Origin of the sequence: Xanthobacter sp. 91, assembly GCF_000702385.1 — a bacterium.
In the GTDB taxonomy this organism is placed as follows: domain Bacteria; phylum Pseudomonadota; class Alphaproteobacteria; order Rhizobiales; family Xanthobacteraceae; genus Xanthobacter; species Xanthobacter aminoxidans.
Map to the genome: position 1 here is coordinate 5,147,147 of NZ_JNIB01000001.1, position 25,151 is coordinate 5,172,297.

The window sequence follows — 25,151 nt, forward strand, 5'->3', positions numbered from 1 at the left end:
AGATCAGGATCGCGCACGGCGCGCGGCATGGAGAACGGCGAGGATGGTGATGCCATCCGCATCCACACGATAGATGACAAGGTAGGGGGTATCGGCGATGGCGAGTTGCCGCGTGCCCGGCACGATACCCGCAGGCGCGGACAAAGGGTGGTCTGCCAGATTGAGGATCGCGCGCTCGATGCGTGCGACAAGGCGGCCCGCGGCCGCGGGGATGTCGGCGGCGACGTAGCGCTCGATCTGCCTGAGGTGCCCAAGGGCGCGGGCACGGAAGGTGACCTTCATCACCGGAAGCGGGCAAAAAAGGCTTCGACCTCCTCAGGGGACGCGTTCGGCTCCCCGTCCTCCAGCGCGCGGCGGACCTCCTCCTCCTGCTCGGGGGTGAGGACATAGACATCGCCTTCCGCAGCGCCGGCCTCGATCACATGGAGGAATTCGCGGGCGAGCGCGTCCTGCTCCGCCTCGGGCAGGGCTTCGAGCTTCTCGATGAGTTCGCGCATCAGCCGGGTCATGGTGGTCTTCGTCGGTGCCAGCCTGTGGGCGGATCATATACGAAGGCCCAAACCCACGCTATTTGCCCACGCTATCTGCCCCGCTATTTCCCGCCCCGCTCGGCCCTCAGGCGCGCCCAATATTCCAGGCGCTTCCTGATCTCGCGCTCGAAGCCGCGCTCCACCGGGCGGTAGAAATTCTGGCGGCCCAACGCCTCGGGGAAATAGTTCTGGCCGGAGAAGGCGTCCGGCTCGTCGTGGTCGTAGCGATAGCCGGTGCCATAGCCTTCGGCCTTCATCAGCTTGGTCGGCGCGTTCAGGATGACCTTGGGCGGCACCAGCGAGCCGCCCTCCTTGGCGACGCGCATGGCGGCCTTGAAGGCGGTGTAGACGGCATTGGATTTCGGCGCGGTGGCCACATAGACGACCGCCTGCGCCAGTGCCAGCTCGCCCTCGGGGGAGCCCAGGAAGTCGTAGGCCTCCTTGGCCGCATTGGCGACGACAAGCGCCTGCGGATCGGCATTGCCGATGTCCTCGATGGCCATGCGCACGATGCGCCGGGCGAGGAAGAGCGGGCTCTCCCCCGCATCCAGCATCCGCGCGAGATAATAGAGGGCGGCGTCCGGGTCGGAGCCGCGCACCGCCTTGTGCAGGGCGGAGATGAGGTTGTAGTGGCCGTCCTCGCTCTTGTCGTAGATGGGCGCGCGGCGCTGCACCACCTCGCTCAGGCCCGCCACGTCGAACACCTCGCCCGGCCGCGCGGCGCGCCACACCTCTTCCGCGAGCGTGAGGGAGGCGCGGCCGTCGCCATCGGCCATGTTCACCAGCGCCACGCGCGCGTCCTCGGTGAGCGGCAGCTCCCGGCCCTCCACCTCCTCGGCGCGGGAAAGCAGCTTGGCGACAGCCTCGGCATCGAGGGAGCGGAACACCAGCACCCGCGCGCGGGAGAGAAGCGCCGCATTCAGCTCGAAGGAGGGGTTTTCCGTGGTGGCGCCCACCAGCGTCACCGTGCCGTCCTCCATGACGGGCAGGAAGCTGTCCTGCTGGGCGCGGTTGAAGCGATGGATCTCGTCCACGAACAAGAGCGTCGCCGTGCCCGATAGGCGGCGGCCGCGAGCCTGCTCGAACACCTTCTTGAGGTCCGCGACGCCGGAGAAGATGGCGGAGATCTGCTCGAAATGCAGGTCGGTCGCCGAGGCGAGCAGGCGCGCCACGGTGGTCTTGCCGGTGCCCGGCGGCCCCCACAGGATCAGCGAGCCGAGGGAGCGCGTCTCCAGCATGCGCGAGAGAACGCCATCCGGCCCCACCAGATGATCCTGCCCCACCACCTCGGACAGGCGCGACGGGCGCAGCCGGTCGGCGAGTGGCCGTGCCACTCCCTCTCCCAGTCCCGCTACCTCGAACAGATCGCCCATCGGAGCCCTCAGCCGCGCAGGACGGCGGTGATGCTGCGCCCGCCGCGCAGGACCGTGACCCGCCAGCCGCGCTGGGGCACGGCGGAAAGCTGGCCGAGATCGCCGGTGCGTCCCACCTTCTCGTTGTTCACCTCGACGATCACGTCGCCGGGGCGGAAGCCCGCCGCGGCGGCGGGGGAATTGTCCTGAACGTCATAGACCACGACGCCGGTGGCGTTGGCGTCCACCTTCAGCTCCTCCGCCACGGCGGGGGAGAGATTCACGATGGTCGCCCCGGCGAAGGGCGAGCGGCCGCGCAGCAGCAGCTCCTCGCGCGGCACCGTCTCCGGCGCCACCTCCAGCACCACCACGAGGGTCTGCTCCTTGCCGGAGCGGTTCACCAGCAGCGCCGCCTTGCCGCCGATGGGGCGGGTGGCGAGGCGGTAGTTGAGGGATTCGGGATCATCGATCCCCTGCCCTTCCACCGACACCACGAGGTCGCCGGTCTTGAGCCCGGCCTTGGCGGCGGGGCTCCCGGCGGTGACGCTCTGCACCAGCACGCCGGTGGGGCGCGGCAGGCCGAGGCTTTCGGCGATGTCCGGCGTCACGCGCTGGAGCCGGGCGCCCAGCCACGGCCGGCGCACGGACTTGGACCCGCTCTTGGCCTGCTCCACCACCACTCGGCCCATGTTGGCGGGAATGGCGAAGCCGATGCCGTGGGAGCCCCCGGACCGCGAATAGATGGCGGAATTGATGCCCACCACGCGCCCCGCCATATCCACCAGCGGGCCGCCCGAATTGCCGGGATTGATGGCGGCATCGGTCTGGATGAAGAACTGATAGTCGGAGACGCCCACCTGCGTGCGGGCCAGCGCCGAGACGATGCCCTGCGTCACCGTCTGGCCGACGCCGAAGGGATCGCCGATGGCGAGCACGAGGTCGCCCACCGCGAGCCCGTCCGAATCGCCCAGCTCCAGGAAGGGGAAGCGCTCCTTCGCCTCGGTCTTGATGCGCAGCACGGCGAGGTCCGTGCGCTGGTCGCGCAGCAGCACCTCGGCCTCGTATTCGCGCCGGTCATTGAGAGCGATGCGGATTTCGTCCGCCCCCTCGATGACATGGTAATTGGTGAGCACCAGCCCCGAGGGATCGACGATCACGCCCGAGCCCAGCGAGCGCTGCACCCGCTCCGGCGCGCGCAGCCCCGGTCCGTCTCCGGGGCCACCGGGACCTCCGGGGCCGGGCATGCCGAAGAAGCGGCGGAAGAAGGGATCGTCGAAGATCGGGTTCACGCGCTGCTGCGCCGTCTTGAGCGCATAGACGTTCACCACCGCCGGCGCCGTCTTCGCCACCACAGGCGCGAAGGTGAGGGTCACCTCCGCCTGGGACGCCGGAACACGCTGCTGCGCCGCCGGCTGGGCGAAGGCGCCCGTGGCGAGGAGGACGAGGCTTACGACGCCGACTACCGGAACACCCCTGCGCATCGTGCCCTTGAGCGCGATTATCCAGACGCGGAAGTGGGAAGAAGCGATCATCCGTTTGCACCGTGAATAGATGGCATTCCGAACCGGGCGATAATCTGGCGCCTTACCTACATAGTCATAGCTCACGTGATGGCCAGCATGACCAAGCGACAGGCTCGCAGGAGCTTTGAATTTCAAAATCGACAACCCTGAATTGAACTCAAAACTATCCCTTGTAAACTGAACCTGCGCATTGGGCGCGGGATCACGTCGGGGGCGGGCGATGGGCCGGAACATCATCATTTTTTCCGACGGCACTGGCCAAGGTAGCGGCGTTCATTTCGACGAGCGCCGATCCAATATCTACAAGATGTACCGAGCCATGCGCTGCGGGCCCGACACTTCGGTCGATCCGAACGATCAGGCTGCGTTCTACGATCCGGGGCTTGGCTCCGAACTGGATGGTGCGAGCCATTATGGCGGCCCGATGAGATGGCTCTACAAATTTGTGAGCCAAGCGACCGGCTTCGGCATCACCGCCAATATCATCGATTGCTACGCAGCACTCATCCGCCTCTGGCGCCCGGGTGATCGCATCTTCCTCTTTGGCTTCAGCCGCGGCGCGTACACCGTTCGCTGCCTGTCTGGCGTCATCCGACAGTGCGGAATCCCAACCCGCATGCCGGACGGCTCACCCGTCCCGCTCGACGGTTATTCCACCCGCGAACTGGCCACTTATGCCGTCAAGCACGTCTACCAGTTCACCACATCGAGGACTAAGGAGCGAGCGGACGAGCGCCAGAAGTTCCTGCTGGATACACGCTCGGCCATCGCAGCTCGCTTCCGTGCGGAGCACGGTTCGCAACATCTGGAGTTGCCCGACCGCCCCAACGTCGCGCCCTACTTCATCGGCGTCTTCGACACCGTGGCCTCGCTGATCGATCCAGCCAAGTTCGCACTGTTCATACCGGCCGTCATAATCGCCATAGTGGCTGCCGCAGGAGCCGGCGTCTGGTTGTTCGCCCTGTCATGGACACTTGCTCTGCTGGTAGCGAGCCTCATCGGTACCGCGATCGCCTTCATCGCTCTCGTGTACACCCATTTGAAGTTCGACTTCCGGGTCCCGGGGTACGATTGCAAGGACAGTCTCAGGACCATCCACTTCACCGACCTCTTCCTTACCTTCGACGACAAGTCGCTCGATTCCCATGTCGCCTATGCCAAGCACGCCCTTTCAATTGACGAGAATCGCAAGCCCTTCGCCCGGGTCAAGTGGGATCCGAGCGAGCAGCCCGTCCACGGCGAAAGAGACGATCAGGGCCGGATCCGATTCGAGCAGATTTGGTTCAGCGGCGTCCATTCCGACATCGGTGGCAGCTATGAGGAGCAAGAATCCCGCCTCTCCGACATCGCACTGAAGTGGATGGTGGATTGTGCCACGGACATTCCGAATGGATTGAAGTGCGACCCAGGCCTCCTCCGCACCTATCCCGACCCGCACGGCTATCAACACGACGCTCGCAAGGACGGGTTTCCGTGGGTCACGCGCAAGCTTGGCTTCACATACCCACTCGGACGACGCGATCCACCCCCCGCTGCCATCCTCCATCCCTCGGTATACGACCGCTTCGACGCCGCTGGCGTTCCAATTTACGATCGGATCGAGCCCTACAGACCAGCGGCACTAGCGGGCCACATCGACGTTGCCCACCTCTATCTCGACACCAAGTCGAGCGTCCCGCCGAAAGCTACGCGATCGCAGGCCTGGGCCCTGCCCAATGCCTCTTCCAATCCGACCCCGCGCAAAATTTATCCTCCACGCCCCAAGGCGCGGAAGGTCCGGCCACCAGAACACCGGCTGTCGCGCAAAGGCCTCTGAATTGTGGGCCACGAGCACGTCCAGCCCCACTGGCCGATAGGTGTGCGGCTCTCCCTCGGGTAGGGTGCTTCGAACGAAAAAAGGGCGGTCCGAGGACCGCCCTTTTTCATAGCCTCAAATCAGCTGAAGCTCACGCAGCTTCCGCGGCAGCGGCGGTGCGGGCGTGGTCGGCGGCGCCCTTGGCGTCCACGTCACGATCCACGAACTCGATCACCGCGACGGCGGTGTTGTCGCCATAGCGGAAGCCGGCCTTGACGATGCGGGTGTAGCCACCCGGACGGGCCGCATAACGGGGCGCCAGCACGTCGAACAGCTTCTTGACCACGGCCTGGTCCTTCAGCTCGGCGATCGCCTGGCGGCGGGCGTGCAGGTCGCCGCGACGGGCGAGGGTCACGAGCTTCTCCACCACCGGGCGAAGATCCTTCGCCTTGGGCAGGGTGGTCACGATCTGCTCGTGGGTGATGAGGGCGCCCGCGAGGTTGGAGAACATCGCCTTGCGATGCTCCCAGGTGCGGTTGAACTTGCGGTGTACCTTGCCGTGACGCATGACGGCGAACTCCTGAAGATGGCGACGGACGAGCCGGTCGATGGGTTGCGCGGCTCGGGCCGCTCGAAAGGGGTCGGGGCGGCGGGCCGCCCCGGATTGCGGATCAGTAGTGCTCCTCGAAGCGCTTGGCCAGCTCTTCGATGTTCTCGGGCGGCCAGCCGGGCACTTCCATGCCGAGATGCAGGCCGAGGGAGGCGAGCACCTCCTTGATCTCGTTGAGCGACTTCCGGCCGAAGTTCGGCGTGCGGAGCATCTCCGTCTCGCTCTTCTGGATCAGGTCGCCGATGTAGACGATGTTGTCGTTCTTCAGGCAGTTGGCCGAACGGACGGAGAGCTCGAGCTCGTCCACCTTCTTCAGCAGCGCCGGAGAGAACGGCAGCGTCTGGATCGCGGTCGCCTCGCTCTCGCGCTTGGGCTCCTCGAAGTTGACGAAGATCTCCAGCTGGTCCTGCAGGATGCGCGCGGCATAGGCCAGCGCGTCCTCGGCCGTGATCGAGCCGTTGGTCTCGATCTGGAGCGTCAGCTTGTCATAGTCGAGAATCTGGCCCTCACGGGTGTTCTCGACCTTGTAGGAGACCTTGCGCACCGGCGAGTAGAGGCTGTCGATCGGGATCAGGCCGATCGGAGCGTCCTCGGGACGATTGCGGTCGGCGGCCACGTAGCCCTTGCCGGTGTCGACCGTGAACTCGATGCGCAGCTCCGCGCCCTCGTCGAGGGTGCAGATGGGCAGATGCGGGTTCAGGATCTGCACGTCGCCGACGGTCTGGATGTCGCCGGCCACCAGCACGCCGGGGCCGGTCTTCTTGGCCACCATGCGCTTGGGGCCATCGCCCTGCATCTTGATGGCCACATCCTTCACGTTGAGGATGATGTCCGTCACGTCCTCACGCACGCCGGGGATCGACGAGAACTCGTGCAGCACGCCGTCGATGTGGATCGAGGTCACCGCCGCGCCCTGCAGCGACGACAGGAGGATGCGGCGCAGGGCGTTGCCGAGGGTCATGCCGAAGCCACGCTCCAGCGGCTCGGCGACGACGGTCGCCAGGCGCTTGGGATCGTGGCCCGGATTGACCTGCAGCTTCTCGGGCTTGATCAGCTCTTGCCAGTTCTTCTGAATCACTTGCTTCACCTTGCTTTCTCGCCGGGCCACGGCAGCTGCCGGGGTGGTGAGCCTCAACCGGAGGCCGTCCACCAGAAGCCTGGCCCGTCCCGCTCGGGGGAGGAGAAACCGGGCTTGATCCCCGCGGACCGGGTCCGCGGAGGAACGAAGAGCGGATCAGACGCGACGGCGCTTGCGCGGACGGCAGCCGTTGTGCGGGATCGGCGTCACGTCGCGGATGGAGGTGACGAGGAAGCCCGCCGCCTGCAGCGCGCGAAGAGCGGACTCACGGCCGGAACCCGGACCGCAGACTTCCACTTCCAGGGTGCGCATGCCGTGCTCGGCCGCCTTGCGGGCCGCATCCTCGGCCGCGACCTGCGCGGCGTACGGGGTGGACTTGCGCGAACCCTTGAAGCCCATGGCGCCGGCCGAAGACCAGGAGATGGTGTTGCCCTGGGCGTCGGTGATGGTGATCATGGTGTTGTTGAACGAGGCGTTCACATGCGCCACGCCGGAGGCGATGTTCTTGCGCTCGCGGCGCTTCACGCGTGTTGCTTCTTTAGCCATCTGTCTCTCAGATCCTTCAGGCGCGCCCGTAACTCCAGGCGCTCGGGATGGCCCTTGACGGGCCGGTCAACGGGGAAAGGCCGGCTTGGCCGGCCTCCCCAATTCTCAAGCCTTGCGGCCGATCACTTCTTCTTGCCGGCGATCGGCTTCGCCGGACCCTTGCGGGTACGGGCGTTGGTGTGGGTGCGCTGGCCGCGCACGGGCAGGCCGCGGCGATGACGCAGGCCGCGGTAGCAGCCGAGGTCCATGAGGCGCTTGATGTTCATCGCCACTTCGCGGCGCAGGTCGCCTTCCACGATGTAGTCGCGGTCGATGGTCTCGCGGATCTGCAGCACTTCCTGGTCGGTCAGCTGGTTCACGCGACGCTCGGCGGGAATGCCCACCTTCTCGACGATCTCTTCAGCCTTCTTGGGGCCGATGCCGTGGATGTACTGGAGCGCGATGACGACGCGCTTGTTGGTCGGGATGTTGACGCCTGCAATACGAGCCACTGCGCTCTCCATGTGCGCCGGAGCCCGAAGACCGCCGGCCGGTTGTTGTCCCCGCGTCCGGTGGAGGCCGGCCCATGCGGGATATTGACGAAAGCTGCCCCGGATACGACAAAGCTACCGCCCTGTCCGACCCTTCCGGGTGGACCGAACGGCACCTGTTCCGAAGCGAGGGAGTGCCCATAGCGGAGATTCCACGATGGGTCAAGGGCGTAAGGCGCTTCGGCCCCGCTCCAGCCCTGCCAAGTCCGTGAGGACCTGCCGAGTCAGAGAGCCGCGATTTGCTCGGCCGCCCCTTGCGCATCGCCGGAACCGGCCGGAAGCCCGATCTCGCGTTCGGTGATGCCCTCGAGCAGCGCCCGCAGGGCGGCCACGTCCGCCCCTTCCGTCCACGCCCGGGCGACCACGCCGACATAGCCGTCGTATTCGTCGCGCGCCTGCGGGATGCCTCGCACGCCGATCGGGTCCCAAACTTCGATCAGGATCTGCCGGATCGAGCCCATCACGGCTTTCACGCCGTCCATAACCATACCCTCGCGCCGGCAGGCAAGGTGCCCCTTCGCCCTTGCCCCGACAAGCCCGCCAAACGGAAAGGCCCCTCCCGCCGTCCGGCGGAAGGGGCCCTGATCCATGACAGCTTGATCCATGACACGAGGGCAGGACCCCCCTGCCCTCACACCGCCTCGGCGAGCACCCCGTCGATGGCGGCGGTGACCTGATCGATGGGCGCCATGCCGTCGATCTGCTTCAGCTGGCCGCGCGCCTTGTAGTAGGGCGCCACGACAGCGGTGTCGCGATTGTAGGCTTCCAGGCGGGTCTTGAAGACCACCGGATCATCATCCTTGCGCACCGGCTCGCCCTTGGCGGCGGCCTCTGCGGCACGGTTGAGGATGCGGTTGACCAGCTTTTCCTGGTCCACCACCAGCTCGATCACCGCGTCGAGCTTGAGGCCCTTCTCGGTGAGCAGATGGTCCAGCGCCTCGGCCTGCGCCACCGTGCGCGGGAAGCCGTCGAGGATGAAACCATTCTTCGCGTCCGCCTCGCCGATGCGCTCGGCGATGATGCCGATGACGATCTCGTCGGAGACCAGCCCGCCGGCATCCATCACCGCCTTCGCCTTCAGCCCCACCGGCGTACCCGCGGCAACCGCCGCGCGCAGCATGTCTCCGGTGGAAAGCTGGACGATGCCGTGACGGGCCACCAGCCGCTGTGCCTGAGTTCCCTTGCCTGCCCCGGGCGGGCCCAACAGCACCAGCCTCATATTACTTCCTCCTCCCCCCGCGCAGCTTGGCCTTCTTGACCAGTCCTTCGTACTGGTGGGCCAACAGATGTCCCTGGATCTGGGACACGGTGTCCATGGTCACGCTGACCACGATCAGAAGCGACGTTCCTCCGAAATAGAACGGAAGAGAGGCGTAGGAAATCAGCAGTTCGGGGAAGAGGCAAACCGCCGCAATGTAGGCGGCGCCCACGACGGTGATGCGGGTGAGCACATAGTCGATGTATTCGGCCGTGCGCTCGCCCGGACGGATGCCCGGAATGAAGCCGCCGTGCTTCTTCAGATTGTCCGCCGTCTCCACCGGATTGAACACGATCGCGGTGTAGAAGAAGCAGAAGAACACGATCAGCGCCACATACAGCACCATGTAGAGCGGGCGCCCGTGGCCGATGTAGGTCGTGACGGTCTGCAGCCACTCCGGCCCCGAGCCCTGCATGAAGCTGGCGATGGTGGTGGGAATGAGCAGCAGCGAGGAGGCGAAGATCGGCGGGATGACGCCCGACGTGTTCAGCTTCAGCGGCAGATGCGAGGACTGGCCCTCGTAGATGCGGTTGCCCACCTGGCGCTTGGGATACTGGATCAGCAGCCGGCGCTGGGCGCGCTCCATGAACACGATGAAGGCGATGACCACCACGGCCATCACCAGCATGCCGAGAATCACCACCGTGGAGATGGCGCCCTCGCGGCCGAGTTCCAGCGTGCGCACGAACGCGCCTGGCAGCTCGGCGACGATGCCGGCGAAGATGATGAGCGAGGTGCCGTTGCCGATGCCGCGCGAGGTGATCTGCTCACCCAGCCACATCAGGAACATGGTGCCGCCGGTGAGCGTCAGGACCGTGGAGATGCGGAAGAACCAGCCGGGCTCCGCCACCACGCTGCCCGAACCCTCGAGGCCGACGGCGATGCCGTAGGCCTGGAACAGGGCCAGCACGACGGTGAGGTAGCGGGTGTACTGGTTAAGCTGCTTGCGGCCCGCCTCGCCTTCCTTCTTCAGCGCCTCCAGCGTCGGCGAGACGCTGGTGAGGAGCTGGATGATGATGGAGGCGGAGATGTACGGCATGATGTTCAGGGCGAAGATGGCCATGCGCTGCACGGCGCCGCCCGAGAACATGTTGAAGAGGCCGATGATTCCCTGCTGGGCGTTCTTGAAGACGTCCGCCAGCGCGTCCGGATTGATGCCGGGCATGGGGATGTAGGTGCCGAGCCGATAGACGAGAAGCGCGCCGAGGGTGAACCAGATGCGCTTCTTCAGCTCCTCGGCCTTGCCGAGGGCACCGAAATTGAGGTTCGCCGCGAGTTGTTCCGCCGCCGAGACCATGCCTTGCTCCGATGGACGCCACCCTGGTGGGCGGCCCTTATATGAGGGCGCAACGCTCGGGTGCCAAGGCAGAGGGGCCAGGCGGAGGGACAAGGGCTCCCCGCCGACGGTCCGGTACCAGGCTCCCTTGCCGAGGCGCTGGACCCTTGGCGGGAGTGCCATGGGCCGCTGCCCGGGCGCGTCCTGGACGGAAGGTCCGGAACGGAGCGTTGGGGCAAACTGGGGCCGGCGCGACGGAAGGCCGCAGGCCGGCAGGAAAGCCGGTTCCGCCCGGTGGCGCGCCACCCGGGCGCGCGGGAGCGATCCCGACTCGGGCGCTTGAGGCCAAGAGGGCCATCGCGCCCGTCACACCTTCGGCGGCACCGGAGCGTCACCTGAACCCGAGCGCCAGAACGGACGCCCGAGACGCGAAGACCCGGCCTTGTGCCGGGCATCCGCAAGAGGTTGGTCCGAACATGGGTTCGGCGCGGCGGCATGAAGCCCCGCGCCGTCCCCTGTTCCGGATCAGCCTCGGCTCACTCGGCCTCGACGGCCGCCGCGAGCATGCTCACCGAGCCACCGGCCTTCTCCACGGCGGCGACGGCGGACTTGGTGGCGTAGGCCACCTCCAGCGTCACCTTGGCGGAGAGCTCACCGGTGCCGAGCACGCGCACACCATCCTTCACCCGGCGCAGCACGCCGGCGGTGACGAGGGCGGCCTCGGTCACGGGCTGGCCCGCGTCGAGACGGCCGGCATCGACCGCAGCCTGGATCTTGGCGAGGGAGACCTCGTTGTAGTCCAGACGGAAGATGTTGTGGAAGCCGCGCTTCGGCAGGCGACGATGCAGCGGCATCTGGCCGCCCTCGAAGCCCTTGATGGCGACGCCGGTCCGGGCCTTCTGGCCCTTCACGCCGCGACCTGCGGTCTTGCCCTTGCCGGAGCCGATGCCCCGGCCCACGCGCATCCGCTTCTTGCGGGCGCCGGGATTGTCCCTGATTTCGTCGAGCTTCATGTCCCGCTCCTCACTCGACCACACGGACGAGGTGGGCGACCTTGGCGATCATGCCGCGGACGGCCGGGGTATCCTTGAGAGTGGAGCGGCGGTGCCGCTTGTTCAGCCCGAGACCGACGAGAGTGGCCTCCTGGTCGAACGGGCGGCGGATCGGCGAGCCGATCTGCTCCACGGTGATGGTCTTGTCGCTCATGGCGCAATCCTATCCTTCGGCCTGCGCCGCTCAGTCGGTCGCTTCCGCGTCTTCGACGCGGCGGCGGGACTGGAGCTGGGAGACCTTGATGCCGCGACGCGCAGCGACGGAGCGCGGCGAGTCCTGGTTCTTCAGGGCGTCGAAGGTGGCGCGCACCATGTTGTAGGGGTTGGAAGACCCGAAGGACTTCGCCACCACATCGTGCATGCCGAGGGTTTCGAACACCGCGCGCATCGGGCCGCCGGCGATGATGCCGGTACCCGCCGGGGCGGCGCGAAGCACCACCTTGCCGGCGCCGTGGTGACCATGCACGTCGTGATGCAGGGTCCGGCCTTCGCGCAGCGGCACGCGGATGAGAGCGCGCTTGGCGCTCTCGGTGGCCTTGCGGATCGCCTCCGGCACCTCACGGGCCTTGCCGTGGCCGAAGCCGACGCGGCCCTTCTGGTCACCCACCACCACCAGGGCAGCGAAGCCGAAACGACGGCCGCCCTTCACCACCTTGGCGACGCGGTTGATGTGGACCAGCTTGTCCACGAACGTATTGTCGCGGTCCTCGCGCTCGTGGCGCTGTTCCCGTTCACGGGCCATGTTCGCTCGTCCTTGCGTCAGAACTGAAGGCCGCCTTCGCGGGCGCCCTCAGCGAGCGCCTTGACGCGCCCATGATAGATGTATGCGCCACGATCGAAGACGACCGCAGTCACGCCCTTGGCCATCGCCCGCTCGGCAACAAGCTTGCCGATCGTCTTGGCGGCCTCGGTGTCCGCACCGGTCTTCAGCGACCCGCGCAGGTCCTTCTCAAGGCTCGACGCGGCGGCGAGAGTCTCGCCTTTCGCATCGTCGATGACCTGCGCATAGATGTGCTGCGAGGTCCGGTGCACCGACAGGCGCGGACGCCCGTTCGCAGCAACGCGGATCGCACGGCGCACCTTGGCCTTGCGGCGCGCCTGCGCCTCCAAATCCTTAGCCATGGTTCGCCTCCGTCACTTCTTCTTGCCTTCCTTGCGGAAGATGAATTCGCCGGCATACTTGACGCCCTTGCCCTTGTAGGGCTCGGGGCCACGGAACTCGCGGATCTCCGCCGCCACCTGGCCGACCTTCTGGCGGTCGATGCCCGTGACCACCACTTCGGTGGGCTTGGGGGTGACGATCTGGATGCCCTCGGGGATCGCGTAGATCACGTCGTGGCTGTAGCCGAGCGAGAGGTTCAGGTTCTTGCCCTGCACCGCCGCCTTGTAGCCGACGCCGGTGATCTCGAGCTTCTTCTCGAAGCCCTTGGTCACGCCTTCGACCAGGTTGGAGACCAGCGTGCGGGACATGCCCCACATGGCCTTGTGACGGGAGGTCTCGCCGTTCATCGAGAGCTTGATTTCCGAGCCCTCGATCTTGGCGGCGATCTCTTCCACCAGGATCACTTCCAGGGCGCCCTTGGGGCCCTTTACCTTCACCGTCTGTCCGTCCAGGCTGGCGGTGACGCCGGCCGGAATGGCGACGGGCAGCTTGCCGATCTTCGACATCTTGTCCTCCGTCGTCAGAACACGGTGAAGAGCACTTCGCCGCCGACGTTCTTGTCGCGGGCTTCGTGGTCGGCCATCACGCCCTGGGGCGTGGAGACGACGGCGATGCCGAGACCGTTGGCGACGCGGGGAAGGTTCTTGACCGCCGCATAGACGCGACGGCCGGGCTTCGACACGCGGGAGATCTCGCGGATCACCGGCGTTCCGTCGAAATACTTCAGCTCGATCTCGAACTCGGTCCGGCCATTGCCGTGATCGGTCGAGGTGTAGCCGCGGATGTAGCCCTCGTCGCGCAGGACATCGAGGACCGAGGCGCGCAGACGCGAGCCGGGGGTCGAGGTCTTGTCCTTGCGGCGCATCTGGGCGTTGCGGATGCGGGTGATCAGATCGCCGATGGGATCAGTTACAGCCATCGTTCCCTCCTCACCAGCTCGACTTCACGAGGCCAGGAACCATGCCCTGGTTACCCAGCTCGCGCAGCGCGATACGGCTCATCTTGAGCTTGCGGTAGAAGGCACGCGGACGGCCAGTCACCTCGCAGCGGTTGCGGATCCGGATCTTCGCGCCGTTGCGCGGCATTTCCGCCAGCTTGAGGGTCGCCTGGAAGCGCTCCTCGATCGGCAGGGTCTTGTCATTCACGATCGCCTTCAGACGCGCGCGCTTCGCCGCCTGGCCAGTGGCCAGCTTGCGGCGGCGCTCGTTCGTCTCGATCGCGCTTTTCTTCGCCATCTTAAGCTCCTGTTCTCCGCGTCTGAGCAGCTCGACCTGAGCCCCTCACGGCCGGAAAATCACATCCTCACTCGTCTCGTCGTCCGGCCCCGGCCATGAGCCGGAACCGAAGAGGCGCTTCGAGCGAAGCGCCTCTCATACCCGCTCACTGGCGGAAGGGGAAGTTGAAGGCCTTCAGAAGCGCGCGGGCTTCCTCATCGGTCTTCGCCGTGGTGCACACGATGATGTCCATGCCCCAGATCTGCTCGACGCGGTCGTAGTTGATCTCGGGGAACACGATGTGCTCCTTCACGCCCATGGCATAGTTGCCGCGGCCGTCGAAGCTCTTCGGGTTCAGGCCGCGGAAGTCGCGGACGCGGGGCAGAGCCACGGTCACGAGCCGGTCCATGAACTCGTACATGCGGGTCTTGCGAAGGGTGACCTTCGCGCCGACCGGCTGGTTCTCGCGCAGCTTGAAGTTCGAGATCGCCTTGCGGGCCCGGGTGATGACCGGCTTCTGGCCGGCGATCTGGGCGAGGTCCGCAGCGGCGGTCGTCACCTTCTTGGTGTCGGCGGTGGCTTCGCCCACGCCCATGTTGATGACGATCTTGTCGATGACCGGCACTTCCATGGGGTTCTTGTAGCCGAACTGCTCGATCATCTTCGGCCGCACCACCTCTTCATAGAAGGTGCGCAGCCGCGCGTTGTAGGTCGCCTCAGCCATCGATCCTCTCCCCGGAACGCTTGGCCACGCGGACCTTGCGTCCGTCATCCAGCACCTCGAAGCCGACGCGGGTCGGCTTGCCGTCCTTGGGGTCGGCAATGGCGACGTTCGACAGGTGGATGGGAGCCTCCTTGGAGATGATCCCGCCTTCCTGGTTCGCCGACTGGCGCTGGTGACGCTTCACGATATTCACGCCGCGCACGAGAGCCTTCTCGTCCTTCGGCATCACCTGAATGACCTCGCCGGTGCGGCCCTTGTCGCGGCCGGCGAGGACGACGACCTTGTCGCCCTTCTTGATCTTCGCGGCCATCACAGCACCTCCGGCGCCAGCGAGATGATCTTCATGTGGTTCTTGGAGCGCAGCTCGCGCGGAACCGGTCCGAAGATGCGGGTGCCCACCGGCTCCTTGTTGTTGTTGATCAGCACGGCCGCGTTCTTGTCGAAGCGGATGACCGAGCCGTCCACGCGACGGATGTCCTTGGCGGTGCGAACCACCACGGCCTTCATCACGTCGCCCTTCTTCACGCGGCCGCGCGGGATCGCCTCCTTGACGGACACCACGATGATGTCGCCGACGTGGGCATACTTCCGCTTCGAGCCGCCAAGTACCTTGATGCACATGACGCGACGGGCGCCGGAATTGTCCGCCACGTCGAGATTGGTCTGCATCTGGATCATGACGCACCTGTTCTCGTCATCCAGCGCCGCCGGCGCACCGGCATTGCCTCAACCCTTGTTCGCCGTGCCCGCTCATCGGAACACGGTGTTGCCGCGGTGCGGTCTCCACTCGATCCCCCCTTGGGACGATCGACGGACCCGGCACCGGAGCCCTCCCGGCCGGACGATCCATCCGGACGGGAAATTCTCTTATCAGACCTCGGCGCGCTTTTCGCCCTGGATCACGATCCAGTTCTTCAGCTTCGAGATCGGACGGTGCTCCTCGATCCACACCGTATCGCCCACGTGCCAGTTATTGGCCTCATCGTGGGCATGATACTTCTTGGACCGGCGCACGGTCTTCTTGAGCAGCGGGTGGGTGAAGCGCCGCTCCACCCGGACCACCACGGTCTTGTCAGTCTTGTCGCTCACCACGACGCCCTGGAGCACGCGCTTCGGCATCGCTTCCTCACTTCGCCTTCTGCACCGGCGAACCGGTGCGCTTGTCGGTCTGCACGGTCTTGATCCGCGCGATGTCGCGGCGGATCTGCTTGGACCGCGCGGTATTCTCGAGCTGGCCTGTCGCCTTCTGGAAGCGCAGGTTGAACTGCTCCTTCTTCAGCTTCAGCAGCTCATCAGCGAGCTGATCGGGGCTGAGGGCCCGAACGTCCTCGGCTTTCATGAGCCTCTCCTCACTCGGCGATGCGCTGGATGAAGCGCGTCTTGATGGGCAGCTTGGCCGCCGCGAGGGTCAACGCCTCGCGAGCGAGCTCGACGCTTACCCCATCGATCTCGAACATGATACGGCCCGGCTTGACGCGGGCCGCCCAATACTCGGGCGCGCCCTTGCCCTTGCCCATACGGACTTCCGTGGGCTTGGCCGACACCGGGACGTCGGGGAACACCCGGATCCAGACGCGTCCGGCGCGCTTCATGTGGCGGGTGAGCGCGCGGCGGGCCGCCTCGATCTGGCGGGCAGTCACGCGCTCCGGCTCGACGGCCTTGAGGCCGAACTCGCCGAAGTTCAATTCCGTGCCGCCCTTGGCAACGCCGTGAATGCGTCCCTTGAACTGCTTGCGGAACTTGGTGCGCTTGGGTTGCAGCATGGCTTGATCGCCTTCTCTCTAGCCGGCCGTCAAGCCCGGGAGCCGCGGTCGCCGCGGTCGCCACGATCGCGGTCACCGCGCTCGCGACGCTGGGGACGCGACGACGGACCAGCTTCCTGTTCGGCCTGGCGCTTGTCCTGCGCCATGGGGTCGTGCTCGAGGATCTCGCCCTTGAACACCCACACCTTGACACCGCAGGTGCCGTAGGTGGTGAAGGCGGTGGCGGTGCCGTAGTCCACGTCCGCACGCAGGGTGTGCAACGGAACGCGGCCTTCGCGGTACCATTCGAGGCGCGCGATCTCAGCGCCGCCGAGACGGCCCGAGCAATTGATGCGGATGCCCTCCGCGCCGAGGCGCATGGCGGACTGCACGGCGCGCTTCATGGCGCGACGGAAGGCCACGCGGCGCTCCAGCTGCTGGGCGATGGACTCGGCGACAAGGCGCGCGTCGATTTCCGGCTTCCGGATCTCGACGATGTTGATGAAGACTTCCGAGTTGGTCATCTCGGAGACCTTCTTGCGCAGCTTGTCGATGTCCGCGCCCTTCTTGCCGATGACCACGCCCGGACGACCCGAGTAGATGGTCACGCGGCACTTCTTGTGCGGGCGCTCGATCACCACCTTGGACACCGCCGCCTGCTTGAGCTGCTTCATCAGCATCTCGCGGATCTTGATGTCCTCGTGGAGCAGCTTGCCGTACTCGCCCTTGTTGGCGAACCAGCGGCTGTCCCACGTGCGGTTGATGCCGAGCCGGAGCCCGACCGGATTGACCTTTTGACCCATCAGGCCCGCTCCTCGACTTCCCGCACCACGATGGTGATGTGGGCAAAGGGCTTCTCGATGCGCGAGGCGCGACCGCGCGCCCGCGGCGAGAACCGCTTCATGACCAGTCCCTTGCCCACGTGGGCCTCGGCGACGATGAGATCGTCGACATCCAGCTCGTGGTTGTTCTCGGCGTTGGCGATCGCGCTCTCGAGGCACTTCTTCACGTCGCGGGCGATCCGCTTGTGAGAGAACTCGAGATCGGCGAGCGCCGTTGCCACCTTCTTGCCGCGGATCAGGCCCGCGACCAGGTTGAGCTTCTGGGGCGAGACGCGCAGGTTGCGCGCCACCGCCTTGGCTTCGTTGTCCGCGAGCGCGCGGGGCTTTGCCTGCTTACCCATGACCGATCACCGCCGCTTCGACTTCTTGTCGGCCGCGTGCCCGTAGTAAGTCCGCGTCGGAGCGAACTCGCCGAACTTCTGGCCGATCATGTCCTCGGTGACATTCACGGGCACGTGCTTGTGACCGTTGTAGACGCCGAAGGTTAAGCCCACGAACTGGGGCAGAATGGTGGAGCGCCGGCTCCAGATCTTGATCACATCGCGGCGGCCCGAGCCCGCGGCAGCTTCCGCCTTCTTCAGCATGTAGCCGTCGACGAACGGGCCCTTCCAGACAGAGCGAGACATAGCTCAGGCCCTCACTTCTTGCGCTTGTGGCGGCTGGACACGATGAACTTGTCCGTCGCCTTGTTGCTGCGGGTCTTCTTGCCCTTGGTCGGGATACCCCAGGGCGTGACCGGATGACGGCCGCCCGAGGTACGGCCTTCGCCGCCGCCGTGCGGGTGATCGACCGGGTTCATGACGACACCGCGGTTATGCGGCATCCGCCCGAGCCAGCGGCTGCGACCCGCCTTGCCCAGCGAGATGTTCATGTGGTCCGGGTTGGAGACCGCGCCCACGGTGGCGTAGCACGCACCGTGCACGAGGCGCTGCTCGCCGGAGTTCAGGCGCACGATCACGTAGCCCTCGTCGCGACCCACGATCTGCGCGTAGGTGCCGGCGGAGCGGGCGATCTGGCCACCCTTGCCGATCTTCAGCTCGACGTTGTGCACGATCGTGCCCACCGGGAGCGAGGACAGCGGGCCGGCATTGCCGGGCTTCACGTCCACGCTGTCGCCGGCGATCACCTGATCGCCCACCGCCAGACGCTGCGGCGCCAGGATGTAGGCGAGCTCACCGTCCTCGTACTTGAGGAGGGCGATGAACGAGGTGCGGTTCGGATCGTATTCCAGCCGCTCCACCGTCGCCGGCATCCCGCGCTTGAGGCGCTTGAAGTCGACCAGACGGTAGGTCTGCTTGTGGCCGCCGCCGCGGAAGCGGACGGTGATGCGACCATTGTTGTTGCGTCCGCCCGAGGAGCTCTTGCCCTCGGTCAGGGTCTTGACCGGCTTGCCCTTGTAGAGGCCGGAGCGGTCCACGATCACGAGCTGGCGAAGGCTCGGCGTGACCGGCTTGAAATGCTTCAGCGCCATGGTCTTATTCCGTTCCCCTCGGCTCTCAGAGGCCCGTGGTGATGTCGATCTTCTGGCCCTCTTCGAGGGTCACGACCGCCTTCTTGACGTCGCTCTGGACGCCCTTGCGGCCCTTGAAGATCTTCGTCTTGCCCTTGCGGACCAGCGTATTCACGCTCTTCACCTTCACGTCGAAAAGCTTCTCCACGGCCTCCTTGATGGAAGGCTTGGTGGCAGTCTTCGCGACGTTGAAGACAACCTTGTTCTGCTCGCTCGCGGTCGTCGCCTTCTCGGTGATGACGGGCGAGACGATCACGTCGTAATGACGCGGTTCGATATTGCGCGAGCTCATTTGAAGCGCGCCTCCAGCGCATCCACGGCGGCCTTGGTCAGGACCAGGGTGTCGCGGCGCAGGATGTCATAGACGTTGATGCCCTGGATTGGCAGCACGTCCACGTAGGGCAGGTTGCGCGCCGCGAGCGCGATGTTCTGCTCCACCTGGGCGCCGTCCACGAACAGCACGGACGAGATGCCGAGCTTCTCAAGCCGCTCCTTGAGCGCCTTGGTCTTGGGATCGGCGAGGTTGGCGGTGTCGAGCACGATGATCTGCTCGGCCTTCGCCTTCGACGAGAGCGCATGCTTCAGCGCGAGGGCACGGACCTTCTTCGGCAGGTCGATGGCGTGCGAGCGCACCACCGGGCCGAAGGCACGACCGCCGCCGCGGAACTGCGGAGCGGACGCGGCGCCGTGACGGGCGTTGCCGGTGCCCTTCTGCTTGTACAGCTTCTTGGACGTGCGGTTGATTTCCGAACGGCCCTTGGTGCGGTGCGTGCCGGCCTGGCGGCGCGAGAGCTGCCAGGTGACGCAACGGTGCAGGATGTCGGCGCGCGGCTCGAGGCCGAAGATCGCGTCCGACAGGGTCACGGAGCCGGCTTCGGAGCCGTCGAGCGTCTTGACGGTGAGTTCCATCACGCGCCCTCCTCATTGGCGGCTTCGGCGGCGGGGGCCGCGTCCGAACCGTTGCCGAGCTTGAACGCGCCGGGCTTGGGGGCCTCGGCGGGCAACCTCTTCTTCACGGCGTCGCGAACGGTGATCCAGCCACCCGCATGGCCGGGAACGGCGCCTTCGACGGCGATGAGGCCGCGCTCGACGTCGGTCATCACGACCTTCAGGTTCTGGGTGGTGACGGTGACGTCACCCATGTGGCCGGGCATCTTCTTGTTCTTGAAGGTCTTGCCGGGGTCCTGACGACCGCCGGTCGAACCGATCGAACGATGCGAGATAGAAACGCCGTGCGTCGCGCGAAGACCACCGAAGTTGTGGCGCTTCATGCCGCCGGCGAAACCCTTGCCGATGGTGGTGCCGGTGACGTCCACATACTGGCCCACGACGAAGTGGTCAGCGGTGATCTCGGCACCGACGGGGATGAGCCCGTCTTCCGGCACGCGGAACTCGGCCATCTTCCGCTTGGGCTCGACCTGAGCCACGGCGAAGTGGCCGCGCTCGGCGCGGGTCACGTTCTTGGGCTTGCGACGGCCAGCACCAAGCTGGACCGCAACGTAGCCATTCTTGTCGAGCGTGCGGTGGGCAACCACCTGGCAGCTCTCAACCTTCAGCACAGTGACCGGCACGTGCTCGCCAGCATCGGTGAAGATGCGGGTCATGCCGACCTTCTGTGCGATGACGCCTGACCGCATGGTCGTGTCTCCTCGCACCACGTCAGAGCTTGATTTCGACGTCAACGCCGGCGGCGAGGTCGAGCTTCATCAGCGCGTCCACCGTCTGGGGCGTCGGATCGACGATATCGAGCAGGCGCTTGTGGGTGCGCATCTCGAACTGCTCACGCGACTTCTTGTCGATGTGAGGCGAACGGTTGACGGTGAACTTCTCGATCCGCGTGGGCAGCGGGATCGGGCCGCGCACCTGCGCGCCCGTGCGCTTGGCCGTGGCGACGATCTCGCGCGTCGACGCATCGAGGATGCGGTGATCGAACGCCTTCAGGCGAATTCGAATGTTCTGGCCGTTCATGGCTCAATTGGCTCCAGGAAGAGGAAACGCGCACGCCGGTGCGCAGCGCGTTTCGTTCTTGTTGATCACTCGATGATGGCAGCGACGACGCCGGCGCCGACGGTGCGGCCGCCTTCACGGATGGCGAAGCGCAGCTTCTCCTCCATGGCGATCGGAACGATCAGGTGCACGTCCATCGACACGTTGTCGCCCGGCATCACCATCTCGGTGCCTTCGGGCAGCGTGCACACGCCGGTCACGTCCGTCGTGCGGAAGTAGAACTGCGGGCGGTAGTTGGTGAAGAAAGGGGTGTGACGACCACCCTCTTCCTTCGTCAGGATGTAGGCCTCGGCCTTGAACTTGGTGTGCGGCTTCACCGAACCCGGCTTGCACACGACCTGGCCACGCTCCACGTCCTCGCGCTTGGTGCCGCGCAGCAGGATGCCGACGTTGTCGCCAGCCTGGCCCTGGTCGAGCAGCTTGCGGAACATCTCGACGCCGGTCACGGTCGTCTTCACGGTCGGGCGAATGCCGACGATCTCGACTTCCTCGCCGACCTTGATGATGCCGCGCTCGACACGGCCGGTCACCACGGTGCCACGGCCGGAGATCGAGAACACGTCCTCGATGGGCATCAGGAACGGCAGGTCGATGGGACGCTCGGGCTGCGGGATGTAGGCGTCGACCGCCTCCATCAGCTTCAGCACCGCGTTCTTGCCCAGCTCCGGATCGCCGTTCTCCAGCGCAACCAGCGCCGAGCCGCGGATGATCGGGATGTCATCGCCGGGGAAGTCGTACTTCGAGAGGAGCTCGCGCACCTCCATCTCCACGAGCTCCAGGAGCTCCGGATCGTCGACCATGTCGCACTTGTTCAGGAACACCACCAGCGCCGGAACGCCGACCTGACGGGCGAGCAGAATGTGCTCGCGGGTCTGCGGCATCGGGCCGTCGGCGGCCGAAACCACCAGGATCGCGCCGTCCATCTGCGCCGCGCCGGTGATCATGTTCTTCACATAGTCGGCGTGCCCGGGGCAGTCGACGTGCGCGTAATGGCGGTTGTTGGTCTCGTACTCAACGTGAGCGGTCGAGATCGTGATGCCGCGCGCCTTCTCTTCCGGCGCCTTGTCGATCTGGTCGTACGCCGTGAACGTCGCGCCGCCAGACTCCGCAAGGATCTTCGTGATCGCTGCCGTCAGCGACGTCTTGCCGTGATCAACGTGACCGATCGTGCCGATGTTGCAGTGCGGCTTCGAGCGGTTGAACTTCTCTTTGGCCATGGGACTCTCCGTTGGGTCTCGCTGGCGGGATCCGAAAGGGTGAGGTGGGGTTCAGGCCTCTACGCTCAAGCGTATTTGGCCTGGACCTCCTGAGCGACGTTCGACGGCACCTGCTCGTAGTGGTCGAACTGCATGGTGAAGGTGGCGCGGCCCTGGCTGAAGGAGCGCAGGGTGTTCACGTAGCCGAACATGTTGGCCAGCGGCACCATCGCGTTGATGACGTTCGCATTGCCACGCATGTCCTGGCCCTGGATCTGGCCACGACGGGAATTCAGGTCGCCGATGACCGAGCCGGTGTAGTCTTCCGGGGTCACCACCTCGACCTTCATGATCGGCTCCAGCAGCACCGAGGTGCCCTTCTGCAGGGCCTCACGGAACGCCGCGCGGGACGCGATCTCGAACGCCAGGGCCGACGAGTCCACTTCGTGGAACGCGCCGTCGGTGAGCGTCACCTTGACGTCCACCACCGGGAAGCCCGCCAGCACGCCGGCGCCAAGCACGCTCTCGAGGCCCTTCTGGACGCCCGGGATGTACTCCTTCGGCACCGCGCCACCGACGATGGCGCTCTCGAAGGCGAAGCCCTTGCCGGCCTCGTTCGGCTCCACCGTGAACTTCACCCGCGCGAACTGGCCGGTACCACCGGTCTGCTTCTTGTGGGTGTAGTCCACCTCGGTCTTCTTCGTGAGGGTCTCACGATAGGCGACCTGCGGAGCGCCGATGTTGGCGTCCACCTTGTAGGTGCGCTTCAGGATGTCGACCTTGATGTCGAGGTGCAGTTCGCCCATCCCCTTGAGGATGGTCTGGCCGCTCTCGAAGTCGGTCGACACGCGGAAGGACGGATCCTCGGCAGCCAGCTTCGACAGGGCGATGCCCAGCTTCTCCTGGTCGGCCTTGGACTTCGGCTCGATCGCGATCTCGATGACCGGCTCGGGGAATTCCATCTTCTCCAGGATCACGGCCTTGGCCGGATCGCAGAGGGTATCACCCGTGCGCACATCCTTGAGGCCGGCGAGGGCGACGATGTCGCCCGCATAGGCTTCCTTGATGTCTTCCCGGTTGTTGGCGTGCATCAGCAGCATCCGGCCGACGCGCTCACGCTTGTCGCGGGTGGAGTTGAGCAGGCCCATGCCGGTTTCCATCTTGCCGGCGTAGACGCGGCAGAAGGTGATGGTGCCGACGAACGGGTCGTCCATGATCTTGAACGCGAGGACGGAGGTCGGCTCGTCGTCCGAGGGAAGACGCACGGTGTCTTCCTCGGTCTTGAAGTCGATGCCCTTGATCGCGCCGCGATCGATCGGCGACGGCAGATAGTCCACCACCGCGTCGAGCAGGGGCTGCACGCCCTTGTTCTTGAAGGCAGAGCCGCAGAACACGGGATTGAACTTGCGGCCGATGACGGCGAGGCGGATCAGGCGCTTGAGGGTCGCCTCGTCCGGCTCGGTGCCGTCGAGATAGGCAGCCATGGCGTCGTCGTCGAGCTCGACGGCGGCTTCCACCAGCTTGTTGCGGTATTCGGCGGCCTTGTCGGCGAGATCCGCGGGGATCTCCTCGTCATGGTACTTCGCGCCGAGGGCTTCATCTTCCCACACGACCGCCTTCATGCGGACGAGGTCGATGATACCCTTGAAGTTGCTCTCGGAACCGATCGGGAGCTGGCAGCACACCGGGTTGCCGGCGACTCGGTCCACGATCATCTCGACGCAGCGGTAGAAGTCGGCGCCGATCTTGTCCATCTTGTTGACGAACACGACGCGCGGCACGTTGTACTTGTCTGCCTGGCGCCACACGGTCTCGGTCTGCGGCTCGACGCCCTGGTTGCCGTCCAGCACGCACACGGCGCCGTCGAGCACGCGGAGCGAACGCTCCACCTCGATGGTGAAGTCCACGTGCCCGGGGGTGTCGATGATGTTCAGGCGCTTGCCCTGCCAGATAGCGGTCGTCGCGGCAGACGTGATGGTGATGCCGCGTTCCTGCTCCTGGGTCATCCAGTCCATGGTGGCAGCGCCATCATGGACTTCACCGATCTTGTGGCTCTTGCCGGTGTAATAGAGGATCCGCTCGGTGGTCGTGGTCTTGCCGGCATCAATGTGGGCCATGATGCCGAAGTTGCGGTAGTCCTCGATCGCGTGAGTACGGGGCATCGCTCAGTCCTCTCCGATCACCAGCGGTAATGCGAGAACGCGCGGTTGGCTTCGGCCATCCGGTGCGTGTCTTCGCGCTTCTTCACGGCGGAGCCGCGATTGTTGGCAGCATCGAGCAGCTCGGCGGAGAGACGCTCCACCATGGTCTTCTCGTTGCGGGCGCGGGCCGAGGCGATGAGCCAGCGGATCGCGAGGGTCTGGCGACGCTCGGTGCGCACCTCGACCGGAACCTGGTAGGTCGCGCCACCGACGCGGCGGGAGCGAACTTCCACCGCGGGAGCAACGTTCTCGAGCGCCTGGATGAAGACCTCGACCGGATCGTGCTTCGCCTTGGCCTCAACCACGTCGAGAGCGCCGTAGACGATGCCTTCGGCGACCGACTTCTTGCCGTCGCGCATGACGGAATTCATGAAGCGCGACAGGGTGGTGGAGCCATACTTGGCGTCCGGGATGACTTCGCGGCGCTCGGCCTTGTGACGACGGGACATCGTTCAGATCCTCACTATCACTTCGGCCGCTTCGCGCCGTACTTCGAACGGCGCTGCTTGCGGTTCTTCACGCCCTGGGTATCCAGCACGCCACGCAGGATGTGGTAGCGCACGCCGGGAAGATCCTTCACGCGGCCGCCACGGATCATCACCACGGAGTGCTCCTGAAGGTTGTGACCTTCACCGGGGATGTAGCCGATCACTTCGTAGCTGTTGGTGAGCCGCACCTTGGCGACCTTACGAAGAGCCGAGTTCGGCTTCTTCGGGGTCGTCGTGTAAACGCGCGTGCAAACACCGCGCTTCTGCGGGCTCGCCTGGAGCGCCGGCGCCTTGTCGCGCGCCTTCTGCGCTTCGCGCGGCTTACGGATCAGCTGGTTGATCGTCGGCATGTACGCCTTCGCCTCGTCCTGATCTGCGGCCTCGGCCGCATTCCTTCATTTCGACGACCCTTTTGAAGGATCGCCACGACTGGCCCCGAAAGGGCCTGAATTCCCTTCGCACCAACGAACACGAAAGGCGCCGTCCACCGCCCAAAAGGGGGCAGACACGCCTTT

General features: G+C 65.8%; 37 protein-coding genes. 1 reads left to right on the forward strand and 36 read right to left on the reverse strand.

Annotation, left to right across the window (positions count from 1 at the left end; translation table 11 throughout):
• Nucleotides 1–3 precede the first annotated feature (3 nt).
• The 4 genes from A37E_RS0124015 to A37E_RS0124030 form a co-directional block, all read right to left on the reverse strand.
• Nucleotides 4–282, reverse strand: coding sequence for a type II toxin-antitoxin system RelE/ParE family toxin (locus tag A37E_RS0124015; RefSeq protein ID WP_029558949.1), 279 nt, complete (start codon nucleotides 280–282; stop codon nucleotides 4–6).
• On the reverse strand, nucleotides 282–509 hold the full coding sequence (locus A37E_RS0124020) for a hypothetical protein (RefSeq protein ID WP_029558950.1): 228 nt from the start codon (nucleotides 507–509) through the stop codon (nucleotides 282–284). Before A37E_RS0124020 ends, A37E_RS0124015 begins: the two co-directional genes overlap by 1 nt.
• A gap of 83 nt (nucleotides 510–592) precedes the next feature.
• On the reverse strand, nucleotides 593–1,903 hold the full coding sequence (locus A37E_RS0124025; protein ID WP_029558951.1) for a replication-associated recombination protein A: 1,311 nt from the start codon (nucleotides 1,901–1,903) through the stop codon (nucleotides 593–595).
• A gap of 8 nt (nucleotides 1,904–1,911) precedes the next feature.
• The gene (locus A37E_RS0124030; protein ID WP_029558952.1) at nucleotides 1,912–3,363 is read right to left on the reverse strand and encodes a DegQ family serine endoprotease; all 1,452 of its coding nucleotides are present in this window, start codon (nucleotides 3,361–3,363) and stop codon (nucleotides 1,912–1,914) included.
• Between the two features lie 262 nt (nucleotides 3,364–3,625).
• Here A37E_RS0124030 and A37E_RS0124035 point away from each other — a divergent pair, with 262 nt between their 5' ends.
• Nucleotides 3,626–5,221 (forward strand): DUF2235 domain-containing protein, encoded by a 1,596-nt coding sequence (locus A37E_RS0124035; RefSeq protein WP_051679304.1) that lies wholly within the window; start codon nucleotides 3,626–3,628, stop codon nucleotides 5,219–5,221.
• A 130-nt stretch (nucleotides 5,222–5,351) separates the two neighbouring features.
• On the opposite strand, the gene rplQ is transcribed toward A37E_RS0124035, so the two are convergent.
• The 32 genes from rplQ to rpsL form a co-directional block, all read right to left on the reverse strand.
• Nucleotides 5,352–5,768, reverse strand: coding sequence for a 50S ribosomal protein L17 (gene rplQ, locus A37E_RS0124040; RefSeq protein ID WP_024278465.1), 417 nt, complete (start codon nucleotides 5,766–5,768; stop codon nucleotides 5,352–5,354).
• 103 nt (nucleotides 5,769–5,871) lie between these two features.
• Nucleotides 5,872–6,888, reverse strand: a complete 1,017-nt coding sequence (locus A37E_RS0124045; protein ID WP_024278464.1) for a DNA-directed RNA polymerase subunit alpha — start codon at nucleotides 6,886–6,888, stop codon at nucleotides 5,872–5,874.
• 156 nt (nucleotides 6,889–7,044) lie between these two features.
• The gene (gene rpsK, locus A37E_RS0124050; RefSeq protein ID WP_024278463.1) at nucleotides 7,045–7,434 is read right to left on the reverse strand and encodes a 30S ribosomal protein S11; all 390 of its coding nucleotides are present in this window, start codon (nucleotides 7,432–7,434) and stop codon (nucleotides 7,045–7,047) included.
• A gap of 122 nt (nucleotides 7,435–7,556) precedes the next feature.
• On the reverse strand, nucleotides 7,557–7,925 hold the full coding sequence (gene rpsM / locus A37E_RS0124055; RefSeq protein WP_024278462.1) for a 30S ribosomal protein S13: 369 nt from the start codon (nucleotides 7,923–7,925) through the stop codon (nucleotides 7,557–7,559).
• Nucleotides 7,926–8,188: 263 nt separating this feature from the next.
• On the reverse strand, nucleotides 8,189–8,446 hold the full coding sequence (locus tag A37E_RS0124060) for a hypothetical protein (protein WP_051679305.1): 258 nt from the start codon (nucleotides 8,444–8,446) through the stop codon (nucleotides 8,189–8,191).
• A gap of 149 nt (nucleotides 8,447–8,595) precedes the next feature.
• Entirely contained in the window at nucleotides 8,596–9,183 is a 588-nt protein-coding gene (locus tag A37E_RS0124065; RefSeq protein ID WP_024278461.1) for an adenylate kinase, read from the reverse strand.
• Nucleotide 9,184: 1 nt separating this feature from the next.
• Complete coding sequence (gene secY, locus A37E_RS0124070; protein WP_029558955.1) at nucleotides 9,185–10,519, reverse strand: preprotein translocase subunit SecY; 1,335 nt, start codon at nucleotides 10,517–10,519, stop codon at nucleotides 9,185–9,187.
• 515 nt (nucleotides 10,520–11,034) lie between these two features.
• Nucleotides 11,035–11,511 carry a 50S ribosomal protein L15 gene (rplO, locus tag A37E_RS0124075; protein WP_029558956.1) on the reverse strand — a complete coding sequence of 159 codons (477 nt, stop codon included), beginning with the start codon at nucleotides 11,509–11,511 and terminating at the stop codon, nucleotides 11,035–11,037.
• 10 nt (nucleotides 11,512–11,521) lie between these two features.
• Complete coding sequence (gene rpmD, locus A37E_RS0124080; RefSeq protein ID WP_024278458.1) at nucleotides 11,522–11,704, reverse strand: 50S ribosomal protein L30; 183 nt, start codon at nucleotides 11,702–11,704, stop codon at nucleotides 11,522–11,524.
• 30 nt (nucleotides 11,705–11,734) lie between these two features.
• Nucleotides 11,735–12,292, reverse strand: a complete 558-nt coding sequence (rpsE, locus tag A37E_RS0124085) for a 30S ribosomal protein S5 (protein ID WP_024278457.1) — start codon at nucleotides 12,290–12,292, stop codon at nucleotides 11,735–11,737.
• A gap of 17 nt (nucleotides 12,293–12,309) precedes the next feature.
• Nucleotides 12,310–12,672, reverse strand: a complete 363-nt coding sequence (gene rplR, locus A37E_RS0124090; protein WP_024278456.1) for a 50S ribosomal protein L18 — start codon at nucleotides 12,670–12,672, stop codon at nucleotides 12,310–12,312.
• A gap of 12 nt (nucleotides 12,673–12,684) precedes the next feature.
• Nucleotides 12,685–13,218 (reverse strand): 50S ribosomal protein L6, encoded by a 534-nt coding sequence (rplF, locus tag A37E_RS0124095; protein WP_024278455.1) that lies wholly within the window; start codon nucleotides 13,216–13,218, stop codon nucleotides 12,685–12,687.
• Between the two features lie 14 nt (nucleotides 13,219–13,232).
• Nucleotides 13,233–13,631, reverse strand: coding sequence for a 30S ribosomal protein S8 (gene rpsH / locus A37E_RS0124100; protein ID WP_024278454.1), 399 nt, complete (start codon nucleotides 13,629–13,631; stop codon nucleotides 13,233–13,235).
• Between the two features lie 10 nt (nucleotides 13,632–13,641).
• Complete coding sequence (gene rpsN, locus A37E_RS0124105) at nucleotides 13,642–13,947, reverse strand: 30S ribosomal protein S14 (protein ID WP_024278453.1); 306 nt, start codon at nucleotides 13,945–13,947, stop codon at nucleotides 13,642–13,644.
• Nucleotides 13,948–14,092: 145 nt separating this feature from the next.
• Nucleotides 14,093–14,650, reverse strand: a complete 558-nt coding sequence (gene rplE / locus A37E_RS0124110) for a 50S ribosomal protein L5 (protein ID WP_029558957.1) — start codon at nucleotides 14,648–14,650, stop codon at nucleotides 14,093–14,095.
• A complete protein-coding gene (rplX, locus tag A37E_RS0124115; RefSeq protein WP_029558958.1) occupies nucleotides 14,643–14,960 on the reverse strand; it encodes a 50S ribosomal protein L24 in 318 nt (105 codons plus the stop codon). The genes rplE and rplX overlap by 8 nt, the downstream gene beginning before the upstream one ends.
• A complete protein-coding gene (gene rplN / locus A37E_RS0124120) occupies nucleotides 14,960–15,328 on the reverse strand; it encodes a 50S ribosomal protein L14 (RefSeq protein ID WP_024278450.1) in 369 nt (122 codons plus the stop codon). The genes rplX and rplN overlap by 1 nt, the downstream gene beginning before the upstream one ends.
• Nucleotides 15,329–15,520: 192 nt before the next feature.
• Nucleotides 15,521–15,769 (reverse strand): 30S ribosomal protein S17, encoded by a 249-nt coding sequence (gene rpsQ / locus A37E_RS0124125; protein WP_024278449.1) that lies wholly within the window; start codon nucleotides 15,767–15,769, stop codon nucleotides 15,521–15,523.
• Between the two features lie 7 nt (nucleotides 15,770–15,776).
• Nucleotides 15,777–15,989: a 50S ribosomal protein L29 gene (gene rpmC, locus A37E_RS0124130; RefSeq protein ID WP_024278448.1), complete on the reverse strand. Its 213-nt coding sequence runs from the start codon at nucleotides 15,987–15,989 to the stop codon at nucleotides 15,777–15,779.
• Between the two features lie 10 nt (nucleotides 15,990–15,999).
• Complete coding sequence (rplP, locus tag A37E_RS0124135) at nucleotides 16,000–16,413, reverse strand: 50S ribosomal protein L16 (RefSeq protein WP_024278447.1); 414 nt, start codon at nucleotides 16,411–16,413, stop codon at nucleotides 16,000–16,002.
• A 29-nt stretch (nucleotides 16,414–16,442) separates the two neighbouring features.
• A complete protein-coding gene (gene rpsC, locus A37E_RS0124140; RefSeq protein WP_024278446.1) occupies nucleotides 16,443–17,195 on the reverse strand; it encodes a 30S ribosomal protein S3 in 753 nt (250 codons plus the stop codon).
• The gene (gene rplV / locus A37E_RS0124145) at nucleotides 17,195–17,575 is read right to left on the reverse strand and encodes a 50S ribosomal protein L22 (RefSeq protein WP_038193664.1); all 381 of its coding nucleotides are present in this window, start codon (nucleotides 17,573–17,575) and stop codon (nucleotides 17,195–17,197) included. Before rplV ends, rpsC begins: the two co-directional genes overlap by 1 nt.
• Nucleotides 17,576–17,581: 6 nt before the next feature.
• Nucleotides 17,582–17,860 (reverse strand): 30S ribosomal protein S19, encoded by a 279-nt coding sequence (gene rpsS / locus A37E_RS0124150; protein WP_024278444.1) that lies wholly within the window; start codon nucleotides 17,858–17,860, stop codon nucleotides 17,582–17,584.
• Between the two features lie 11 nt (nucleotides 17,861–17,871).
• On the reverse strand, nucleotides 17,872–18,705 hold the full coding sequence (gene rplB, locus A37E_RS0124155; RefSeq protein ID WP_029558960.1) for a 50S ribosomal protein L2: 834 nt from the start codon (nucleotides 18,703–18,705) through the stop codon (nucleotides 17,872–17,874).
• A 25-nt stretch (nucleotides 18,706–18,730) separates the two neighbouring features.
• Nucleotides 18,731–19,036 carry a 50S ribosomal protein L23 gene (locus A37E_RS0124160; protein ID WP_024278442.1) on the reverse strand — a complete coding sequence of 102 codons (306 nt, stop codon included), beginning with the start codon at nucleotides 19,034–19,036 and terminating at the stop codon, nucleotides 18,731–18,733.
• Complete coding sequence (gene rplD / locus A37E_RS0124165) at nucleotides 19,033–19,653, reverse strand: 50S ribosomal protein L4 (RefSeq protein WP_024278441.1); 621 nt, start codon at nucleotides 19,651–19,653, stop codon at nucleotides 19,033–19,035. Before rplD ends, A37E_RS0124160 begins: the two co-directional genes overlap by 4 nt.
• Nucleotides 19,653–20,381 carry a 50S ribosomal protein L3 gene (rplC, locus tag A37E_RS0124170; RefSeq protein ID WP_024278440.1) on the reverse strand — a complete coding sequence of 243 codons (729 nt, stop codon included), beginning with the start codon at nucleotides 20,379–20,381 and terminating at the stop codon, nucleotides 19,653–19,655. The genes rplD and rplC overlap by 1 nt, the downstream gene beginning before the upstream one ends.
• Nucleotides 20,382–20,403: 22 nt before the next feature.
• Nucleotides 20,404–20,712, reverse strand: coding sequence for a 30S ribosomal protein S10 (gene rpsJ, locus A37E_RS0124175; protein ID WP_012113701.1), 309 nt, complete (start codon nucleotides 20,710–20,712; stop codon nucleotides 20,404–20,406).
• A 65-nt stretch (nucleotides 20,713–20,777) separates the two neighbouring features.
• A complete protein-coding gene (gene tuf / locus A37E_RS0124180; protein WP_029557786.1) occupies nucleotides 20,778–21,968 on the reverse strand; it encodes an elongation factor Tu in 1,191 nt (396 codons plus the stop codon).
• A 65-nt stretch (nucleotides 21,969–22,033) separates the two neighbouring features.
• A complete protein-coding gene (gene fusA, locus A37E_RS0124185; RefSeq protein WP_024278438.1) occupies nucleotides 22,034–24,109 on the reverse strand; it encodes an elongation factor G in 2,076 nt (691 codons plus the stop codon).
• A gap of 17 nt (nucleotides 24,110–24,126) precedes the next feature.
• Nucleotides 24,127–24,597: a 30S ribosomal protein S7 gene (gene rpsG, locus A37E_RS0124190; protein WP_024278437.1), complete on the reverse strand. Its 471-nt coding sequence runs from the start codon at nucleotides 24,595–24,597 to the stop codon at nucleotides 24,127–24,129.
• A gap of 17 nt (nucleotides 24,598–24,614) precedes the next feature.
• A complete protein-coding gene (rpsL, locus tag A37E_RS0124195) occupies nucleotides 24,615–24,986 on the reverse strand; it encodes a 30S ribosomal protein S12 (RefSeq protein ID WP_012113697.1) in 372 nt (123 codons plus the stop codon).
• Between the last annotated feature and the right edge of the window lie 165 nt (nucleotides 24,987–25,151).

What these genes read in the sequence shown, in the direction of transcription:
- rpmD (WP_024278458.1), bottom strand. Translation starts at nt 11,704, where the DNA reads ATGAGCGACAAGACCATCACCGTGGAGCAGATCGGCTCGCCGATCCGC.
- rpsJ (WP_012113701.1), bottom strand. Translation starts at nt 20,712, where the DNA reads ATGAACGGCCAGAACATTCGAATTCGCCTGAAGGCGTTCGATCACCGC.
- rpsL (WP_012113697.1), bottom strand. Translation starts at nt 24,986, where the DNA reads ATGCCGACGATCAACCAGCTGATCCGTAAGCCGCGCGAAGCGCAGAAG.
- rplF (WP_024278455.1), bottom strand. Translation starts at nt 13,218, where the DNA reads ATGTCGAAGATCGGCAAGCTGCCCGTCGCCATTCCGGCCGGCGTCACC.
- rpsC (WP_024278446.1), bottom strand. Translation starts at nt 17,195, where the DNA reads ATGGGTCAAAAGGTCAATCCGGTCGGGCTCCGGCTCGGCATCAACCGC.
- A37E_RS0124035 (WP_051679304.1), top strand. Translation starts at nt 3,626, where the DNA reads ATGGGCCGGAACATCATCATTTTTTCCGACGGCACTGGCCAAGGTAGC.
- rplC (WP_024278440.1), bottom strand. Translation starts at nt 20,381, where the DNA reads ATGCGGTCAGGCGTCATCGCACAGAAGGTCGGCATGACCCGCATCTTC.
- rplX (WP_029558958.1), bottom strand. Translation starts at nt 14,960, where the DNA reads ATGGCCGCGAAGATCAAGAAGGGCGACAAGGTCGTCGTCCTCGCCGGC.
- A37E_RS0124030 (WP_029558952.1), bottom strand. Translation starts at nt 3,363, where the DNA reads ATGCGCAGGGGTGTTCCGGTAGTCGGCGTCGTAAGCCTCGTCCTCCTC.
- rplQ (WP_024278465.1), bottom strand. Translation starts at nt 5,768, where the DNA reads ATGCGTCACGGCAAGGTACACCGCAAGTTCAACCGCACCTGGGAGCAT.
- rplR (WP_024278456.1), bottom strand. Translation starts at nt 12,672, where the DNA reads ATGGCTAAGGATTTGGAGGCGCAGGCGCGCCGCAAGGCCAAGGTGCGC.
- A37E_RS0124020 (WP_029558950.1), bottom strand. Translation starts at nt 509, where the DNA reads ATGACCCGGCTGATGCGCGAACTCATCGAGAAGCTCGAAGCCCTGCCC.
- rpsG (WP_024278437.1), bottom strand. Translation starts at nt 24,597, where the DNA reads ATGTCCCGTCGTCACAAGGCCGAGCGCCGCGAAGTCATCCCGGACGCC.
- rpsN (WP_024278453.1), bottom strand. Translation starts at nt 13,947, where the DNA reads ATGGCGAAGAAAAGCGCGATCGAGACGAACGAGCGCCGCCGCAAGCTG.
- A37E_RS0124065 (WP_024278461.1), bottom strand. Translation starts at nt 9,183, where the DNA reads ATGAGGCTGGTGCTGTTGGGCCCGCCCGGGGCAGGCAAGGGAACTCAG.
- rpsS (WP_024278444.1), bottom strand. Translation starts at nt 17,860, where the DNA reads ATGTCTCGCTCTGTCTGGAAGGGCCCGTTCGTCGACGGCTACATGCTG.
- rplP (WP_024278447.1), bottom strand. Translation starts at nt 16,413, where the DNA reads ATGCTGCAACCCAAGCGCACCAAGTTCCGCAAGCAGTTCAAGGGACGC.
- fusA (WP_024278438.1), bottom strand. Translation starts at nt 24,109, where the DNA reads ATGCCCCGTACTCACGCGATCGAGGACTACCGCAACTTCGGCATCATG.
- rplB (WP_029558960.1), bottom strand. Translation starts at nt 18,705, where the DNA reads ATGGCGCTGAAGCATTTCAAGCCGGTCACGCCGAGCCTTCGCCAGCTC.
- A37E_RS0124015 (WP_029558949.1), bottom strand. Translation starts at nt 282, where the DNA reads ATGAAGGTCACCTTCCGTGCCCGCGCCCTTGGGCACCTCAGGCAGATC.
- A37E_RS0124060 (WP_051679305.1), bottom strand. Translation starts at nt 8,446, where the DNA reads ATGGACGGCGTGAAAGCCGTGATGGGCTCGATCCGGCAGATCCTGATC.
- rplE (WP_029558957.1), bottom strand. Translation starts at nt 14,650, where the DNA reads ATGGCTGAGGCGACCTACAACGCGCGGCTGCGCACCTTCTATGAAGAG.
- tuf (WP_029557786.1), bottom strand. Translation starts at nt 21,968, where the DNA reads ATGGCCAAAGAGAAGTTCAACCGCTCGAAGCCGCACTGCAACATCGGC.
- rpsE (WP_024278457.1), bottom strand. Translation starts at nt 12,292, where the DNA reads ATGGCCCGTGAACGGGAACAGCGCCACGAGCGCGAGGACCGCGACAAT.
- rpsQ (WP_024278449.1), bottom strand. Translation starts at nt 15,769, where the DNA reads ATGCCGAAGCGCGTGCTCCAGGGCGTCGTGGTGAGCGACAAGACTGAC.
- rpmC (WP_024278448.1), bottom strand. Translation starts at nt 15,989, where the DNA reads ATGAAAGCCGAGGACGTTCGGGCCCTCAGCCCCGATCAGCTCGCTGAT.
- rplD (WP_024278441.1), bottom strand. Translation starts at nt 19,653, where the DNA reads ATGGAACTCACCGTCAAGACGCTCGACGGCTCCGAAGCCGGCTCCGTG.
- rplN (WP_024278450.1), bottom strand. Translation starts at nt 15,328, where the DNA reads ATGATCCAGATGCAGACCAATCTCGACGTGGCGGACAATTCCGGCGCC.
- A37E_RS0124160 (WP_024278442.1), bottom strand. Translation starts at nt 19,036, where the DNA reads ATGAGCTCGCGCAATATCGAACCGCGTCATTACGACGTGATCGTCTCG.
- rplO (WP_029558956.1), bottom strand. Translation starts at nt 11,511, where the DNA reads ATGAAGCTCGACGAAATCAGGGACAATCCCGGCGCCCGCAAGAAGCGG.
- secY (WP_029558955.1), bottom strand. Translation starts at nt 10,519, where the DNA reads ATGGTCTCGGCGGCGGAACAACTCGCGGCGAACCTCAATTTCGGTGCC.
- rplV (WP_038193664.1), bottom strand. Translation starts at nt 17,575, where the DNA reads ATGGGTAAGCAGGCAAAGCCCCGCGCGCTCGCGGACAACGAAGCCAAG.
- rpsH (WP_024278454.1), bottom strand. Translation starts at nt 13,631, where the DNA reads ATGGCTGTAACTGATCCCATCGGCGATCTGATCACCCGCATCCGCAAC.
- A37E_RS0124025 (WP_029558951.1), bottom strand. Translation starts at nt 1,903, where the DNA reads ATGGGCGATCTGTTCGAGGTAGCGGGACTGGGAGAGGGAGTGGCACGG.
- rpsK (WP_024278463.1), bottom strand. Translation starts at nt 7,434, where the DNA reads ATGGCTAAAGAAGCAACACGCGTGAAGCGCCGCGAGCGCAAGAACATC.